Source organism: Candidatus Poriferisodalis sp. (genome assembly GCF_965208555.1).
Classification (GTDB): domain Bacteria; phylum Actinomycetota; class Acidimicrobiia; order Acidimicrobiales; family Poriferisodalaceae; genus Poriferisodalis.
Map to the genome: position 1 here is coordinate 2,911,813 of NZ_OZ242342.1, position 17,330 is coordinate 2,929,142.

General features: G+C 67.0%; 7 protein-coding genes and 1 riboswitch. All 7 genes read left to right on the plus strand.

The genetic code is table 11. From position 1 onward, the window contains the following. Positions 1-184: 184 nt before the first annotated feature. Positions 185-2,839 (plus strand): M48 family metalloprotease, encoded by a 2,655-nt coding sequence (locus ACOGXE_RS13410; RefSeq protein ID WP_419931409.1) that lies wholly within the window; start codon positions 185-187, stop codon positions 2,837-2,839. 415 nt (positions 2,840-3,254) lie between these two features. Continuing rightward, entirely contained in the window at positions 3,255-9,923 is a 6,669-nt protein-coding gene (locus ACOGXE_RS13415) for a cadherin-like beta sandwich domain-containing protein (RefSeq protein ID WP_419931410.1), read from the plus strand. Positions 9,924-10,010: 87 nt separating this feature from the next. Next, complete coding sequence (locus ACOGXE_RS13420; RefSeq protein WP_419931411.1) at positions 10,011-11,213, plus strand: CaiB/BaiF CoA transferase family protein; 1,203 nt, start codon at positions 10,011-10,013, stop codon at positions 11,211-11,213. Positions 11,214-11,286: 73 nt separating this feature from the next. Next, entirely contained in the window at positions 11,287-12,354 is a 1,068-nt protein-coding gene (locus ACOGXE_RS13425) for a 6-phosphofructokinase (protein ID WP_419931412.1), read from the plus strand. 50 nt (positions 12,355-12,404) lie between these two features. Next, a riboswitch (TPP riboswitch) is annotated at positions 12,405-12,515 on the plus strand. After that, on the plus strand, positions 12,501-13,631 hold the full coding sequence (locus ACOGXE_RS13430) for a thiamine ABC transporter substrate-binding protein (RefSeq protein WP_419931414.1): 1,131 nt from the start codon (positions 12,501-12,503) through the stop codon (positions 13,629-13,631). It overlaps the preceding riboswitch by 15 nt. Before the next feature lie 79 nt (positions 13,632-13,710). Further along, positions 13,711-15,324, plus strand: coding sequence for an ABC transporter permease (locus ACOGXE_RS13435; RefSeq protein ID WP_419933524.1), 1,614 nt, complete (start codon positions 13,711-13,713; stop codon positions 15,322-15,324). A gap of 258 nt (positions 15,325-15,582) precedes the next feature. Beyond that, positions 15,583-17,205, plus strand: coding sequence for a hypothetical protein (locus ACOGXE_RS13440; RefSeq protein WP_419931415.1), 1,623 nt, complete (start codon positions 15,583-15,585; stop codon positions 17,203-17,205). The last annotated feature ends 125 nt before the right edge of the window (positions 17,206-17,330 follow it).

The following is a 17,330-nucleotide window of genomic DNA, read 5'->3' on the forward strand; positions in this document are numbered from 1 at the left end:
AGAATCACATAGGGCATGTCGTTGATCTGCCGCATCACACCCCTCGTGCATGATGGATGCATGGTTGTGGGCTGCTGCCAGAGGAGATCGGTCTGCATGGTCCGTTCGGCCGCTCTGATCTGCGCGCACGCTGTGTTATTGGTGGAACCCGGCGATGGGTCGACTGCTGCCGAGCTGTCGGCCTATGACGGAGGGCATCCTGATGCGGTTTGAGGCTTTGGCCGATCGCTATGACGTGTTCGACTCGGGGTGCACGTGCGGGCAGGTGCTGGATCATCTGTCGGTGTGCGTGGCGTTTGTGCGGAACCCCGAGGGCAGCGGTTCGTTGTTCCCTGATGCCGAGATGCGCCGCTGTCGGGAGTCGGTCCTAGATGGCGTCGATCCTGTGAGCGGGTCTGCGTTGGACGAGGTGGGCTGGCGGGCCGAGGTACAGCGGTCTGATGAGGGCTTCGTGAAGTCGATGCTGGTTGCGGCGCAGTACGACGGGTTGGATGAGGATCGCGATCTGCGCGTCGCTTCGGGCGCACAGGCGACGACGACCTGGCGCCGCGTCACGGCGAGGCGTGCGGCCGATGCTGCTCAGTGGCATCAGGCTCTGCTGTCGGCGGCGCCGGAGGGGTTGGTGCCGAGCTGGGATGAGCGGGCTGCTTGGCGTGCGCGGTCAGTCGCCGGGGCCTTGTCGCAGACGCATGAGAACGTCGTGCGCGGTGCCAACCTGCGCACGCTGAGTCCGGCGGACGTTCTGCGAGTCGGCGACGAGGTCGTGGTTCTGCGAATGCCGCGGCACATGGCAGCCGATCATGGCGATCCGCGTCCAGCACTGATTCGTCCGCTGGCATTGCGCAAGTGCTTGGCGCGCTGGTTGCATGTGGTCGCGGTGCTCTACCCGGCCTCGATGGTGCATCCAAAGGAGGCGACAGTGGTGGTGATCGCCCGAGCGCACCGGGATCGGCCCAACGAGCGGCCACCGACACGGTTCGTGCGTGTCGAGCAGCTGCCTGCCACATCGGCGAGGCTGCGGCGACTCGCCTCCGAGCTTGTCGACGGTGCGCCCGCTGGCAGCGTCAAGGGGACGATATCGGAGCAGGTCTGGCCGACAGAGCGGATGACGGCGGGACTGTGGCCTGCATTGTGCGTCGAGTCCGCCGAGCTGGCCGATATCGGTCGGCGGCTGGGCTCGGGTTCGCTGTTCGCGGTTGAGCCGCTGCGCAGCAGAGGATCCTTTTGGCCCGCCGACTCGCATGTGAGGTCGATGGCCCGACAGGCGGAGCGCGGGATGGTCGAGATATGCACCCCTGCTGGCAAAGAGGTCCGCGACGGTCCTAGGTCAGGCACACGCACCCGTTCCGCGGTCTCAGGAGCCTCCCAGAATCCCGATTGGAGGCTCCAGCTCAACACCGGCATTCGTGTGGGGGACTCGCAGCTCGCTGCGGTCGCGCCGTTGACTGACCGAACGGCACTCGCCTCGTCGCCACACGACACACGATCAGCGCCTATTGGAGCCGCTCCGAGTTGGGACAGGGCGATGTCGATGTGGTTCAACTCGACATTGGGCCTGCTGAGTGTCCTAGGTGCGGCGGTGCCCCGCAGCGGCGAAGAGTGGAGCGTCGATCAGCTGTGGCTGCGCCAGACGCCGGTCCCGACGCTGGCCCGCCGTCGTCAGGTGGCGCTCGCGGCAGCACATGATCGGCTCGAGTTCGGAGCGCTCAAGCCGTTCGCGCAGGCACCCGATGACCCGATGCGCATCGAGATCGACGACGCAGTGTGCGAAGCGACCGGCTGCGATCCCAAAGTCGTGGAGCGGGCGCGTTCGCTGCTTGCTGAAGAGCCGATGATGAACCACCGGCTGCGGGACCCCGCTCCAGTCGACGACCCGCGCCGCGGAGAGGAAGCAGCAACCGACGCCGTCCTGCGCGAGTACCGCTTGGCGCAGATTCCCGATGGTCCTCGCAATCCCAGCCCGGACCGCAGAGTTGGGGACTGGACCTCGTGGAGCGCCGCGGGGGTGCTGCTGTTGCTGCTGCCCGCCAGCATCGCCAGCTCATTGATGTTGCTGCTGCCGCTGGGGCTGGTCTGGCCTCAGATCTACTGGGCTGTCGCCGTCTATTTCGCGCTCGGCTTGCTGATCCTGATTCCTGGCGTAGAGGACCTGCTGTGGGGTGTGATCTTCAGCGACTCAAGAGAGCCCCGCCCTCACGAACGCGCACGACTCCAGCCGGCATGGGACAAGGTGCTCGAACGCTCTGGCCGAACCGACGGCGCGCGCTATCGGCTGCGGATCATCGAGACTGACGAGATCAACGCCATGGCCGGCGGCGGCCACCAGGTATTCGTGACCACTGCCGCGCTCGAAGTCATGCCCGATGACTACCTGCCCGGAGTGCTCGCGCACGAACTCGGCCATCACGTCGGGCTGCACCCCGTCGCACTTGGCCTGGAACTGTGGCTCCTGCGGCCAGTCGTCTGGGCGCACACCGTCGCAATCATGCTGCACAACATGTGCGCCGCGATCACCGCAGCGACCATCGGCACCGGAATCCTCGGAATCGTCATCGGCCTCGTCACCCTCGCGATCCGAGCGCTCGCATGGGCGCTGCACGCCGTGACCTGGATCGCGATCGCGACCTTGCGACTCGTCGGGCGACAAGCCGAGTACCGCGCGGACCGCTACGCCGCGCAGATCGGCTTCGCGCGCGAACTCTCAGCGTTCCTTGAGACCCCCACTGGCTACCACCCCCACGACGGAGAGAGCGAACGCCGGTCCCTCACCGAGATCATCACCAGCACGCACCCGCCGAGCGCAGAGCGCATCCGCCGCCTGCGCCCGTATGTGCGCTGAGCGGCCAACCGACCTGACGGCTTTGCTGTCGATCTGAATTGAGGACCATGACCGGGTTGCTCTTTGGTGGTGGGCATTGTGCGCGGCGAGGGCTAAGCAGTCGGCGGTGACGCCTCGCCGTGGGTGACGGCGGAGGGCAACGACCTGACGCACTGGTCGCTGCAATCCCCACACAAGCGCGCACGCGTGCCATCTCGACGCAGCTGCAAGCCGGTGAATCCGTCACGTTGCTCGGCGGGACCATCACCGTCACCGCCGATGACGGCGACACCCACACCGTCAGGATCGCTCGCCAGGACTGGGCCAACTCTCGCGCCGCGAGAGTTCGTTTTTGTGGATAGTGCTCATTACTATCTATTGAGTGCGAGCACGCGTGAGACGCCGGCGTGGTGGGTCGCGGTGCTTGAGGGTCACCGTGGCGGTGTTGGTGGGTGCGGCGGCGGTGTTGGGGCCGTTGGCGTCGGCGATGGGGGCGTCGCCGGAGCTGCAGCTGCGCGACGTTCCTGAGGCGGTGGAGCTGGGCGATATCGCGGATGAACCCAAGACCGTGGTCAACAGCACGATTGACGACGCGGCCGGGGGTGTGGTGCGGTACGGGTTCGAGCTGTCCTCGCCGCAGTCAGTGGAGGTGGTGCTGCGGCTGCTGAGCGCGAACCTGGATGTGTTCTTGGAGGACGCCTGGGGCGAGGTGCTGGGCTCGGGCACCGAGCTGGGGCGTTCGGATGAGCGGTTCACCCTGACGTTGGCGGCGGGCAGCTATGTGGTGCGGCTGGAGTCCGCGGGACCGGTGCGGTACCGGCTCAAGCTCAAGGTCACCGAGCCGGTGGGGGAGCCCGTCGGCACCCGCACGGACCCGGGCACCAAGACAGACCCGGGCGCCCCCGCGGATGTCGCCGAGGCATGGACGGCGGTGCTGGACGCGGAGGTTGAGAAGGGCGCGGACGGGGTTGTGGGCTATTCGCGTTGGGCGGGGTTCGGGTCGTTGTCGCCGTTGACGTTCGTGGCGCCTTCGGGCAGCAATCAGGTGATGCTGCTGCTGGAGACGGCTGGGGGTCTGTATCTGGTGATGCGCCGGCCGCTGGAGAACGACTTCGTGCTCGATGTGAACGGGACGCTGTTCCGCGGTTCACAGAGCCTGGTGTGGTCGGCCGAGCCAGCGTCGCGGTCGTTCTGGTGGCCGTTGGCGGGGTCGGCGATCGGCGCTTCGGGCGGTTCAGTGGACGTGTCGCTGACCTTCGAGGGCTCCGCTTCGCTCGCGGGGCGGCCGGCGGTGGCGCCGGGTGCGTGGTTCAGCGAGGTGCCAGCGGGCCATGACGGCTCGGCGGAGTTCGATCTGCAGCTGAATTTCGACGAAAGCGGTCTGGGGGTCACTGCTGAGGTGCTGGCTGATGCGCTGGACGTTTCGGGCGCGACGCTGGTGTCGGTGGTGTCGGCCAACCGCACGCCCCAGTACTGGACGGTCAGGCTGCAGCCTGATTCGGACGCCGCCGTCACGGTCGCGCTCGACGCTGCCGCCGATTGCGTGTCGGTGAACTCGATCTGCGCGCCCGACGGACGAATACTGCGCAACACCGCCCAAGCCGTAGTGCAGGGAACTGTCGACGACGACGATCCGCCCGCCAGCAATGCCGACTTGAGTGCGCTCACGGTGGACGGCGTCAGTGTCGCCGGATTCAGCGCCAGCACCACGGAGTACCAATTCGGTGTCGACGCCTCGGTGGCGCAGGTGACGGTGTCGGGCGTCGCGGACGGGGCGGCGACGGTGGCCTACAGCGGAACCGACGCCGACAGACTCACCGACGGCCACCAACTGGGCCTGAGCGAGGGCCGCAACGTCGCGACGGTCACCGTCACTGCCGCCGACGGCAACACGACCAAGGAATACACCGTCAGCATCAACCGGGGGTCGGAGGACCCCTTTGGATGGAGCGCCGGGGACGACTTCGACACCCTGGCGGCGGCCGGGAACAAGTCAGCCGATGGCCTGTGGTCCGACGGCACCACCATGTGGGTGTCCGACGACTCCTACGGCAATGAGAAGATCTTCGCCTACACGCTGGCCACCAAGCAGCGGGACCCCAGCAAGGACATCCGCGTCCGGCAGCCCGGGGCGTTCGGAGACGCCCATGTCCGAGACATATGGTCCGACGGCACAACCATGTGGGTGGCCAACCACTTCGAGGCCAAGCTCTTCGCCTACACGCTGGCCGGCGGGCAGCGGGACCCCGCCAGGGACTTGAACACCGACGGCGCGGCCGGGAACGAATCCCCTCTGGGCTTGTGGTCCGATGGCACGACCATGTGGGTGTCCGACCTTTCCAGCAAGAAGATCTTCGCCTACACGCTGGCCACCAAGCAGCGGGACCCCAGCAAGGACATCGACACCGACGGCACGGCCAACACGGGACCCGTCGGCCTGTGGTCCGACGGCACAACCATGTGGGTAGCCGACAGTTTCGACGCCAAGCTCTACGCCTTCACGCTGGCCACCGGGCAGCGCGACCCCGACCGGGATTTCGACACCCTGTCGGGGCACGGCCACACCCTTCCTTGGGCGATCTGGTCCGACGGCGCGACGATGTGGGTGTCGGGCTTCCTCAACGACAAGATCTTCGCCTACAACATGCCGGGTGACGCCGACCCGGGCAATGCCGACCTGAGTGCGCTCACGGTGGACGGCGTCGGTGTTGCCGGATTCAGCGCCAGCGACACCGCGTACCAGTTCGGTGTGGGCGCCTCGGTGGCGCGGGTGACGGTGTTGGGCGTCGCGGACGGGGACGCGGCGGTGGTCTACAGCGGAACCGACGCCGACAGCGTCACCGACGGCCACCAAGTGGACCTGAGCGAGGGCCGCAACAACGTGAGGATGACCGTCACCGCCGCCGACGGCAGAACGAGAAAGGGCTACACCGTCAGCATCAACCGGGGGTCGGAGGCCCCCTACGGATGGAGCGCCGAGGACGACTTCGACACCTTGGCCGCGGCGGACAACAGGTCAGTCACCGGCCTGTGGTCCGACGGCACCACCATGTGGGTGGCCGACGACGCCGACGGCAGTGAGAGGGCCTACGCCTACACGCTGGCCACCAAGCAGCGGGATCCCGGCAAGGACATCGACCTCCGCAAGCCCTCCAGAGACACCCATGTCCGGTCCATCTGGTCAGACGGCACCACCATGTGGATGGGCGAGAGTTTCGACAACAAGCTCTACGCCTTCACGCTGGCCGACGGGCAGCGGGACCCCGGCAAGGACATCGACATCGGCGACCAGTACCCCTATGGCCTGTGGTCCGACGGCACGACCATGTGGGTGTCCGACGTTCACAAACAGAAGATCTTCGCCTACACGCTGGCCGACGGGCAGCGGGACCCCGGCAAGGACTTCGACACCCTCGACCCGGCCAACGCCCGTCCCGCCGGCCTGTGGTCCGACGGCACGACCATGTGGGTGGCCAACAGCTGGTATGACGAGAAGATCTTCGCCTACACGCTGGCCACCAAGCAGCGGGACCCCGACCGGGACTTCGACACCCTGTTCTGGCACGTCCAGGACCTTCCCCGGGCGATCTGGTCCGACGGCGCGACCATGTGGGTGGGGACCACCTACAGCGACAAGCTGTTCGCCTACAACATGCCGGGCAACGCCGACCTGAGCGCTCTGAGCCTCAGCGCCGGGACGTTGACCCCCGCCTTCGGCACCGCCACGACGTCCTACACGGTATCGGTGGGCGACTCGGTGTCGCAGGTGACGGTGACCGCCCAAGCAGCCGACGCGGGCAACGCCACGGTCGTGTTCCTCGACGGCAACGACGTGGAACTCCCCGACGCCGACGACCACGCCGACGGCCAGCAGGTGGACCTCGCGTTGGGCGACAACACGATCAAGGTCCAAGTCACCGCCTCGGACCTCGTCACCACCCGCGTCTACACGCTGACGGTCCACCGTGGCGCCGTCGACGACGCCGCGATCTGGGCGGTATCGGTCGGCTCGGAATCCATCGCCGAGGAGGGCGAGACGTCGACGGCGGTGACCGTGAGCACCGGAGGCGTGACGTTCACCGAGGCGAAGACGGTCACGCTGGTCCTGGCGGGCACCGCGACCGAGGTCGCCGACTACACAGTCACCGCCAAGACGCTGACGCTCGCCGCCGGCGCGACCTCGGCACACGCCACCGTGACCGCGGTGGACGACACCGTCGAGGACAGCGACGAGACCATCGAGGTCACTGCGATGCTCGACGGTGCGGTGATCGGGGTCCCGCAGACCATCACCATCGCCGACAACGACGAGGGCACCAGCGGCTTGTGCTCGCCGGTCTTCGACCCGACGCCCACGGCGGTGGCGGTGACGGCGGTCCCCATCGTGGTGGCATCCAACATCGGCGAGTACTTCGTGCTGTATGTCAACCACGAAGAGGACGGCGTGGTGTCCGAGACACCGGTCGCGGTGATCAGGGGCGAGGCGTCCACGACGATGCTGGCGGAGAACGTGGCCGCGCTGCCGCCGGAGCGCTACCGGGTGGAGAAGTACCTCGTCACCGACCCCGCCGACGTCGACGGCGACTGCGTCGACGACCTCACCGAACTCGACAGCCTCGGGACCATGAGCCCGGTGAACCCCGCCCCGGCCATCGGGCTCACCGACGGCGCCGCAGCCGTTCCCGATCAGCCCACCTTCGAGACGCTGGCCTACAACGAGCAGTATCTCAAGTTCGTTCTGCTGGGCACGGACACCGACTCGCCGACCCTGTTCTTCATCAACTCCAAGACGCACCTCCGCCACCCCATCGCGTTGTTCCTCAATGCGATCGGTCACCTGGAGGCCGACCTGCCCTGGGCCGTGCCGGGCGAGATCGTCTACGACCCCGCACTCGAGGCCCCCGGCGGCAGCACCGGCGTCTACTACTGGTGGCTGAACCGCTACGACAACCGCTACAGCACCGACCTGCTCGAGCGCATCCACACCATGCTCGCGGCCGGGATGCCGCTCCTCGACGACAACCTGGCCCTGCACATACCGAACTACCGCCTCGCGAGCTACCAGTCCGAGCTGCCGCTGTTGAGGCAGTCGCGCATCCCGCTCATGTTCGACGAGGACATCCACCCCGGATCCAGCTTCCTGCCCATGAATCCCGCATTGGGATACGGCCGGCTGCGGGTCATGGAGGAGGGGGACCGGCCCCATGCCCGCGACATCGCGATCTACGAGGCACTGCCCAACGAGCTGCCCCGCGTCGCAGGGATCATCACCACCGTGCCCCAGACGCCGCTGTCGCACGTGAACCTGAGAGCCGTGCAGGACGCCGTCCCCAACGCCTTCATCCGCGACGCCCTCGACGACAGCACCATCGACGGCGACATCATCGACGGGCTCCTCGACAGCTACGTCCGCTACGAGGTGACCGAGAGCGGATGGAGCGTGAGGGCAGCCACCCCAGGCGAGGTCGACGCCCATTACGCCGCGTTGCGTCCCGCTACGGCTCAAGTACCCCAACGCGATCTGTCGATCACCGAGATCACCCCGCTCGACGCCGTCGGCTTCGAGGACTGGGACACCTTCGGGGTCAAGGCCGCCAATGTGGCCGTGCTGGGGACGCTGGGCTTCCCGCCCGGGACCGTGCCCGAAGGATTCGCGGTGCCGTTCCACTTCTACGACGAGTTCATGAAGCACAACGGGTTCTATGACGACATCGAAGAGATGCTGGCCGACGAGAGCTTCCAGACCGACTTCGACGTCCAAGAGGACATGCTCAAGGATCTGCGCAAAGCCATCAAGAAGGGCCAGACGCCCGCCTGGATCCTGGACGCGCTCACCGCGATGCACGCCACCTACCCCGTGGGGCAGTCGCTTCGCTACCGGTCGAGCACCAACAACGAAGACCTTCCCGGGTTCAGCGGGGCGGGGCTGTACGACTCCAAGACCCAGGATCCCGACGAGACCGAAGAAGACGGCATCGACAAGTCCCTCAAAGGGGTCTATGCCAGCCTGTGGAACTTCCGAGCCTTCGCCGAACGCGAGTTCCACCGCATCGACCACCTCGCAACCGCGATGGGGGTGCTGGTGCACCCCAACTACACCGACGAGCTCGCCAACGGCGTCGCAGTCAGCTTCGACCCCGTCAGCGGCTTCGACGGCTACTACTACGTCAACACCCAGCTCGGCGAGGACCTCGTCACGAACCCCGACGCCTACTCCGAGCCCGAGGAGATCCTGCTGCACCCCAGCGGCAACGACATCGCGATCCTGGCGACCTCCAACCAGGTGGAACCCGGAGAACTCCTCCTCGACGACGCCCAGCTCCGCCAGCTCGGCGAGCACCTCGAAGTGATCCACGACCACTTCAAGACGCTGTACGACCCCGCACCCGGCGAGCCCTTCGCCATGGAGATCGAATTCAAGATCACCAGCGACGACATCCTCGCCATCAAGCAAGCCCGTCCCTGGGTCTTCAGCCCGACCAATCAGCCCGCCAGCGGCCTGCCGACCATCACGGGCACAGCGCAGGAGGGTGAGACGCTCAGCGCTGACACCTCAGGGATCAGCGACGCCAATGGGCTCACCAACGTGCAGTTCAGCTACCAGTGGATACGCAGCGACGGCAGCTCGGACACGAACATTGTCGGCGCCACCGCACAGACATACGCCTTGACCGACGACGACGTGGGCAAGGCCGTCAAAGTGCAGGTCAGCTTCACCGATGACCACGGGTTCTCCGAGACACTGACCAGCGACGCGACGGCTGCGGTGGCGCATGCGGTCGAGACGCTGTGGTCGGGGGAGATGACGGTGGCCGACTATGGCAGCAGCAGCCTGGGCGCCTACAACGACGACACCCTGTTCTCGAACGTGACCAGCAGCATCGGGCTGCAAATCAAGTGGCTCTGGTACCTGGAGTCGGAGCGGAAGCTATATCTGGCATTTCGGGCACCGGTCTCCGGCACAGGAAACTGGACACTGCACATAGACGATGTGGCGCTTGATTTTCCGAGCGGGAACTCGAACTTCGTCTTCAGAAACGTCGACCTGTCCTGGACGGCCGGCCAAGTTGTCAACGTGAGAATCGTTCGACCAGAGCTGTCCTAAGGCGCGCGTCACAGCGGGCAACGAGTCAGCCGCACCCGCGTGCGGCTCTGCGTTCCGCATGGTCTTCGTGACAGACTTCGCGGCGCTATGACGGACGGCAGCGGGAATGGCGCGGGGGAGCGGCCGCTCGAGGGCATCCGGGTGCTGGACTTCACGCGGGTGGTGGCGGGGCCGCTGGCCACGCGGATGATGGCCGACCTCGGGGCCGAGGTCATCAAGATCGAGCCGGTCGACGGCGACCTCAGCCGCACCTTCCCGCCCTACGTGCCGGGCGACGTCAACCCCTACTTCTCCCAACAGAACGCCGGCAAGCGCTTCTGCTCGATCGATCTGCGAGCGCCCGGAGCCCCTGATCTGGTCAGGGAGCTCATCGGCCGCTGTGATGCGGTGGTCGAGAACTACCGGCCCGGCGTGATGGCCAAGTTCGGCCTCGGTGCCGACGAGATGTGCGCACTGCACCCCAAGCTCGTGTACTGCTCGGTCACCGGATTCGGCCAGACCGGCCCGTGGGCAGGCAAGCGTGCGTATGCACCCGTGGGTCACATGGAATCGGGCTACATCGACTACAGCCTGCGCAAGACCAGTGCCGAACCCGAGAACCCGCCGCTGGTGGTGGGCGACATCGTGACGGCCATGTCGGCAGCCGCCACCGTCAACGCCATGCTCGTCAAGGCGGCCAGGACGGGCCGGGGCGGTCACATCGACGTGTGCATGGTCGAGGCGATGGTGTACATCCAGGAGTGGTCTGCGCTCGAGCTGGCGGGCGGCTGGGACGAGCCCAACGCAGGCCTCGCCCACGAATGCCCGATTCTGGTGCTGCCCGACGGGCGGATATGGGCCATCGCCGGCAACCCCGGAGCATGGTTCGACGATTTGCTCAAGGTCATGGGCCGGTCCGAGCTGGCTGACGACCCCCGCTTCTCCACGCCTGCGGGGCGAATGGCCAACCGCTACGAGCTGTACGACGAGATGACCCGGTGGGCAGCGGGGTTCGCCGACGTGGATGAGTTCCGGCAGGCGATCGAAGCCGGCACGCCGTTCAGCGTGGCGGAGATGCGCTCCATCACCGAGCTGGCCGAGACCGACTGGGCCGCACACCGCGGGCTGCTGGCCGAGACCTCCTCGGGCTTCGCGGTCCCCGCCCGCCCGGCGCTCGGCTCGGGCATCGGCACCGACGGCCACGTCGCGGCCCGCGGTGCGGACAACCGTGACGTCATCGGCCGGCTGCTCGGCTACGACGACCGGCAGCTTGATCAGCTAGAAGCCGGTGGGGTGCTCGTCACCGCCTGAGCTCTCTCGGCTTTGTGCACGCCGTGTGAGGGTGCTCACCGGACCGGGCCTCTCGCTCGCGTAGCTTGAGCGCGTGCGAATCGGAGTGCTCACCGGCGGCGGCGACTGCGCGGGACTGAACGCGGCGATCCGGGGAGTCGTGCGAGCGGCCGGCCACGAGTTGGACCGCAGCGTCATTGGCTACCGGCGCGGCTGGAACGGCGTACTCGACGGAGACAGCGTAAAGCTCGATTCCGAGGCGATGCGAGGCGCACTGCCGCGCGGGGGCACGATGCTCGGAACGTCTCGCAGCAGCCGCCGGCTGGAGACCGAGGGTGCGGCGCCGCTGGTAGCGCAGCTCGAGCGAGACGGCGTAGATGCACTGGTGACGATCGGCGGCGACGGCACGCTGATTGCGGCTGGGCGGCTCTCGGACGCCGGGTTTCCGGTGATCGCAGTCCCCAAGACGATCGACAACGACGTGCATGGAACCGATGTCTGCATCGGCTTCGACACCGCGCTGGGAGTCGCCACCGAGGCGGTCGACCGGCTTCATACCACCGCCGAGTCACACAACCGGATCATGGTGCTCGAGGTGATGGGTCGCCAAGCCGGCCACATCGCGGCCGGTGCGGGCATCGCCGGGGGCGCTGCGGCGATCCTGGTTCCCGAGGCACCGTTCAACATCGACGCGATTGCCGAGCGCCTCATCGCACGGCATCACCGCGACCGCAACGCGTCCATCGTGGTGGTCGCGGAGGGCGCCATTCCCGACGGCAGCGTCGAGGCGCCCGACACAGGCACCGACGAATGGGGCAACCGGATCCTCGATGGCATGGGGCAGTTCGTCGGCGACCTGCTTGCCGAGCGCACCGGCTTCGAGACACGCACGACCGTGCTCGGCTACATCCAGCGTGGCGGCCCGCCGACACCGGCCGACCGGCTGCTGGGCAGCCGGCTCGGGGCTCGCGCCGTCGAGGTGCTCATGGAGGGCACTTCGGGGTGCATGGTGGGCGTCCACTCGACGGGCATCGCGGTGCCGCCCCTCGCCGAGGTCGCAGGCCGCACCCGCTATCTCAGCGAGGACCAGCTGGAGCTGCTGGACCTCATCTCCACCGCGCCGGTGCTGACACCCCTGCATACATCACGGCGCTGGTTCTGAGGCCGGCCTGAAGACTGGCCGTCCGGCGCCGCACGGTAGGGTGACGACGACAACACATACCGGGGAGCCCGTGGGGCTGAGAGGGCGGCAGCAGCGCTGTCGCCGACCCGAGAACCTGATCTGGGTAATGCCAGCGGAGGAAGCTCATGACCACCCACCGAGTGCGCAGGCCGTACCGTCTCGCTGCCGCCGTCGCCGCAGCGATGCTGCTCGTCGCAGCGTGCGGCGACGGCGACGTTCCCGAGACCGACATCCCGGCGCCGCCACCCGAAACGGAGACCCCATCACGGGACGCAGCAGCCGCTCCTGCCACGACCGAGCCGTCGATCGAGGGCACCACGGTCACGCTGATCACCCACGACTCGTTCAACCTGTCCGAAGGGACGCTGGCCGAGTTCACGGCCCAGACCGGCGTCACCGTCGAGCTGCTCGAAGTCGGTGACGCCGGCACGCTCGTGGCCGAAGCCATCCTCACCAAGGATGCGCCGCTGGGCGATGTGCTGTTCGGCATCGACAACACGTTCCTGCAGCGCGGCCTCGACGCCGGCATCTTCGAGCGCTATGAATCGCCTGCGCTCGCCGGCGTGCCCGAAGATCTGCAGATCGATGCGCGCCATCGGGTCACCCCCGTGGACTACGGCGATGTGTGCGTGAACTACTGGAAGGACGCGGTGCCGTGGGAGCCCGTGACCCTCGACGAGCTGACGTTCCCCGAGTTCGCCGACCAGTTGGTGGTGCAGCATCCCGAGACCTCCTCGCCGGGACTGGCTTTCCTGCTCGCCACCATTGCCGCCTTCGGCGACGGCTGGGAGCTGTACTGGGAGGATCTGCGAAACAACGGCGTGACCGTCACCGCCGGCTGGGAGGACGCCTACTACGGCGAGTTCATCTCGGGCGGCGGCGACCGTTCAATGGTCGTGTCGTACGCCTCGAGCCCGCCCGCCGAGGTGATCTACGCAGACCCGCCGACCGATACAGCGCCCACTGGCGTCATCACCGAGTCGTGCTACCGCCAGATCGAATTCGCTGGGATTCTGTCAGGCACCGACAACGAGGCCGGTGCGCAGGCGCTCATCGATTTCATGCTGAGCGAGACATGGCAGAACGATGTTCCGCTCAACATGTTCGTGTACCCCGTCATCGAGAGTGCGACGCTCCCACCCGAGTTTGTCGAGCACACTGCAGTGCCCCAGGATCCGCTGATGCTCGACCCAGCCGAGATCGAAGCGAACCGCGATGCGTGGACCGAGCGCTGGGTGGAGATCGTGCTGCGCTGAGCGCACTGCGCGCCCACAGGCCGAGCCGATGGGCGATGTGACCCGGGGAGTGAGCCGGCCGCTGCGGCGGCATCCGGCGATGGCGCCGGTCGGCTGGGCGCTCGCCGCCGCGGGGCCGCTCGCCTTCGTGGCGGTGTTCTTCGCCTACCCGGTGCTCACTGTGGTGGCCGATGGCCTCCGCAGTCTCGGCGATGTGCTGGGTCGCTCGGCGATTCGCGGTGTGCTGTGGTTCACGGTCTGGCAGGCCGTGGCCTCCACGGCGCTCACGCTTGCCGTCGGCATTCCCGCTGCGGCAGCGCTGGCGCGGCTGCGGCCGAGGACGCGGCGGGTCGTCCGTGCGGTCATCACGGTTCCTTTTGTGCTGCCGACAGTGGTCGTGGCCGGTGCCTTCGAAGCGGTCTTCGATCGATTCGGCCTCGATGGCGGAACCCTGTCCCTGCACCACACGGTGTGGGCGATCCTGCTGGCACACGTCTTCTTCAACTACGCCGTGGTCGTGCGGACGGTGGGCTCGTGGTGGGCCGGTCTCGACGGCCGCAACGCGGACGCAGCAGCCGTGCTCGGCGCGACGCCGCTGCGTGCCTTCCGGCATGTGACCTGGCCCCTGTTGCGTCCAGCGATCGCAGCCTCGGCGGCGGTCACGTTCCTGTTCTCGTTCACCTCGTTCGGGGTGATCCTGATTCTCGGCGGCCCGACACGGGCGACGGTCGAAACCGAGATCTACCGCTACGCCATCACGCGGCTCGACTTCGCGACGGCCTCGGCGCTGGCGCTGTGCCAGCTTGTGGCCGTGGCGGCGCTGGTCGCGCTGGCGGGCGTGGCCGAGCGCTGGCGGGCGGTCGCCCGGCGTTCGCCCGGTCGGGCGGCGCCGCGCCCTCGCCGCGGCTTGATCGCGGTCAACGCGGCAGTGGCGTCGATCTTGCTGGGAGTGCCGATCATCACGCTGGTGGAGCGGGCGTTCGCGACCGGCGACGGCTATGGCGTGGCCAACTTCGCCGCACTCGCCGATCGAGTGCAGCTGCTGCCGACCACGGCGCTTGCCGCGCTGCGGCACTCGCTGGAGTACGCCGCGCTCGCGACCCTGATTGCCACGGCGGTCGGTGCATTGGCCTCATTTGTCGTGGTGGGAGGCCGGGCCCCCATCGCCGCACCGGCCCGGACCGGCTGGCTCCGGCGGCTCATGGACATCGGGTTGACGCTGCCGCTTGGCGTGTCCGCGGTGACCGTGGGGCTCGGCATGCTGCTGGCGCTGGACACGCCGCCGCTGGCATTCCGCACCGCGTGGTGGATCATCCCCGTCGCCCACGCCCTGGTCGGGATGCCGTTCGTCGTCCGGACGCTGGTGCCGACGCTTCGTTCGATCGACGACCGGCTGCGTGAGGCAGCGTCGGTGCTCGGTGCGGGGCCGCTGCGCACCCGCCGCGAGGTCGACATGCCGATCGCATCACGGGCGGTCGTCGTGGGCGCTGCATTCGCCTTCGCCGTCTCGCTCGGCGAGTTCGGCGCCACGGCGTTCCTGCCCCGGCGACCCGACACGCTGACCGCGCCGCTGGCGCTGTTCCGCCTGCTCGGCACGCCGGGGGAGACCCTGCGGGGTCAGGCGATGGCGCTCGCCGTGGTGCTCATGGCCGCGACGGCCGCCTCGGTGCTGGTCATCGAGGGGCTGCGCCGCACCGACGAATCGCTCTTCTAGATCGCCTGGCGCTGGGAACGCTGTTTGTCGGCAGGATGATCGAGTCCGTTCGGGAAGGCGAGAAACAAACGCCGTGGCGACGTACAGCGAGTCGCAATACCTTGATCCCATGCAGTCAGTCGCAGGTTGTGCGGATCATCAACGTCGGCTGTGCCTGCCAGCGGCTCCAAGACTCGTATACGTCAAAGGGGAGGAGCGGCCCGAAGGCGGCTCCTCCCCGTCTAGCCCTTGACCGACGCGGGATGCATCGAGGTCTGCATGAACCATACATCGAGTGGCGCCGGGAACCAAGTCTCTGAACTCGAGAAGGTTCGACTGGTCGCTGACCGCATTCGTGAATTCTGCAATCACAAGGCACTGTGGCACCGTCGCCTGTGGAACGTCGGAACCGTGCTCTGTCTCCGCGAAGTCGTTGAGTATGCCGAATCGTGCATCGACGGCAGGTCGCCCAACACTGAGGGCCTCCGCTATGTGATTGAAGCAGGGCGGCGTGAGGTCAAGCGGGATCCAGGAGTTGCCCACTTGGCCGCACAAGTCGAGCGCAGCTTCGTGGAACTCGACAAGAAGTCGACCAAAGAGGTGAAGCCGGCACCGGCTCAACGACTTCGGGAGCTCGTTCGACGCGCAGAGTCCGAATACTGCGCGGCGTGGAGCGGTACCCAACGGCGGCCTGCGGTCGAGTTCATGTCGCGAGCAGTTGCAGCGCACTTGCTCGACAGCGGTCTCAGTGCAGACCATCTCCACCGCTGGCTGCGTCGGCGCGCCGCAGAATTCAAGTCTGTCGCGGAACTTCTTCAGGCGGTAGAGGAGATGTCCGTCGAGATGCCTGAGAGGCGCTTTGACGTATTCGTTCCAAGCTCCGCTCCCTTCAGGAAACCGCAGACTTCGGCCAGTCACGTCACGTGGCTCGACAGCAGCAGGGCTGCCGAATGGCTACAGAACCAAATCCCATACCAAGAACGCCGTCGGCACAACGGCGGATTCGTCGTGAGCGTCACCACGCGAGATCCTTGGTCCGCGGTCGCTGCGGCGCGAGCGACGGTTGCTCGCGCCGCCTCCCGGGCGAGAGTTGCTCGAATGCACGGGCAGGACGTGAAGGTTGAGGGGTGGGCCTGCGTGGCGGGCAGCAGGCAAGAGTTCGGGATGCGTCCCTTGTACCGTCCGCTCGAGATCGGCAGTCTCGACCGTCAGGACGCCGTTTATCGATTTGACGGCGCAATAGCACCAGAAGTTGACGACGCACTGGAGCTGGCGTCGTACATGGCGTCGCCCGGCTCTGGTGCCGCCATCACAGGTGGCTGGTCGGCCGTTGAGAGTTTGCTGCTGCGACCCGGTGAGAGCGGGCGCTACCGAGCCGCCGATCGAATGGCGTCTCTGGTCGCATGCTCGTTGCCGCGAGCCGAGATGACAACGCTTGCCTATCGACACATCGAGTCAACGGAAGACGACCTCGCCCGAGAGCTTGATGGAGTCTCAACCAATTTCGCAAAGGTGCAAATTGTGGAGAAGCACCTCAGGTCGGGACGCCGCCTGGTACTGGAGCATCATGCGGACGTTGCAGCCCAGGAGCGAATTCTTGCGATCATCCGGGATCCAGCTGCACAGCTCGGAAAGCTGCGACGCTTCGTCGCTGAGTCGCTTCGTCGCCTGTACAACCAGCGGAACATCGTCGCGCACTCAGGATCATTCAGGTCTGCGGCGTTGGAGGCGACCACCCGAACAGCGTTCTCATTAGTCGGCGCAGGACTCGATCGTGTCGTCCACGAGCAGTTGAGCCGAGGCGAAACGGCGACTCCGCTGCAGCTTGTCGCGAGGGCGGAGAATGAACTGAACCTCGCTGGATCGGCAGGCGGCCGGCCCCTGAGCTCACTGCTCGAATAGCTGATTTCTGCGGGAGATCGTCAGCGCGCGTCGACGGTCGCTCGCGTCAGCAGCTGACGGAGACGAACCTCAGTGGTTGGGGCCCTTCGCCAGAGCGGCACTGGCCTGAGATGACCATTGCCAAG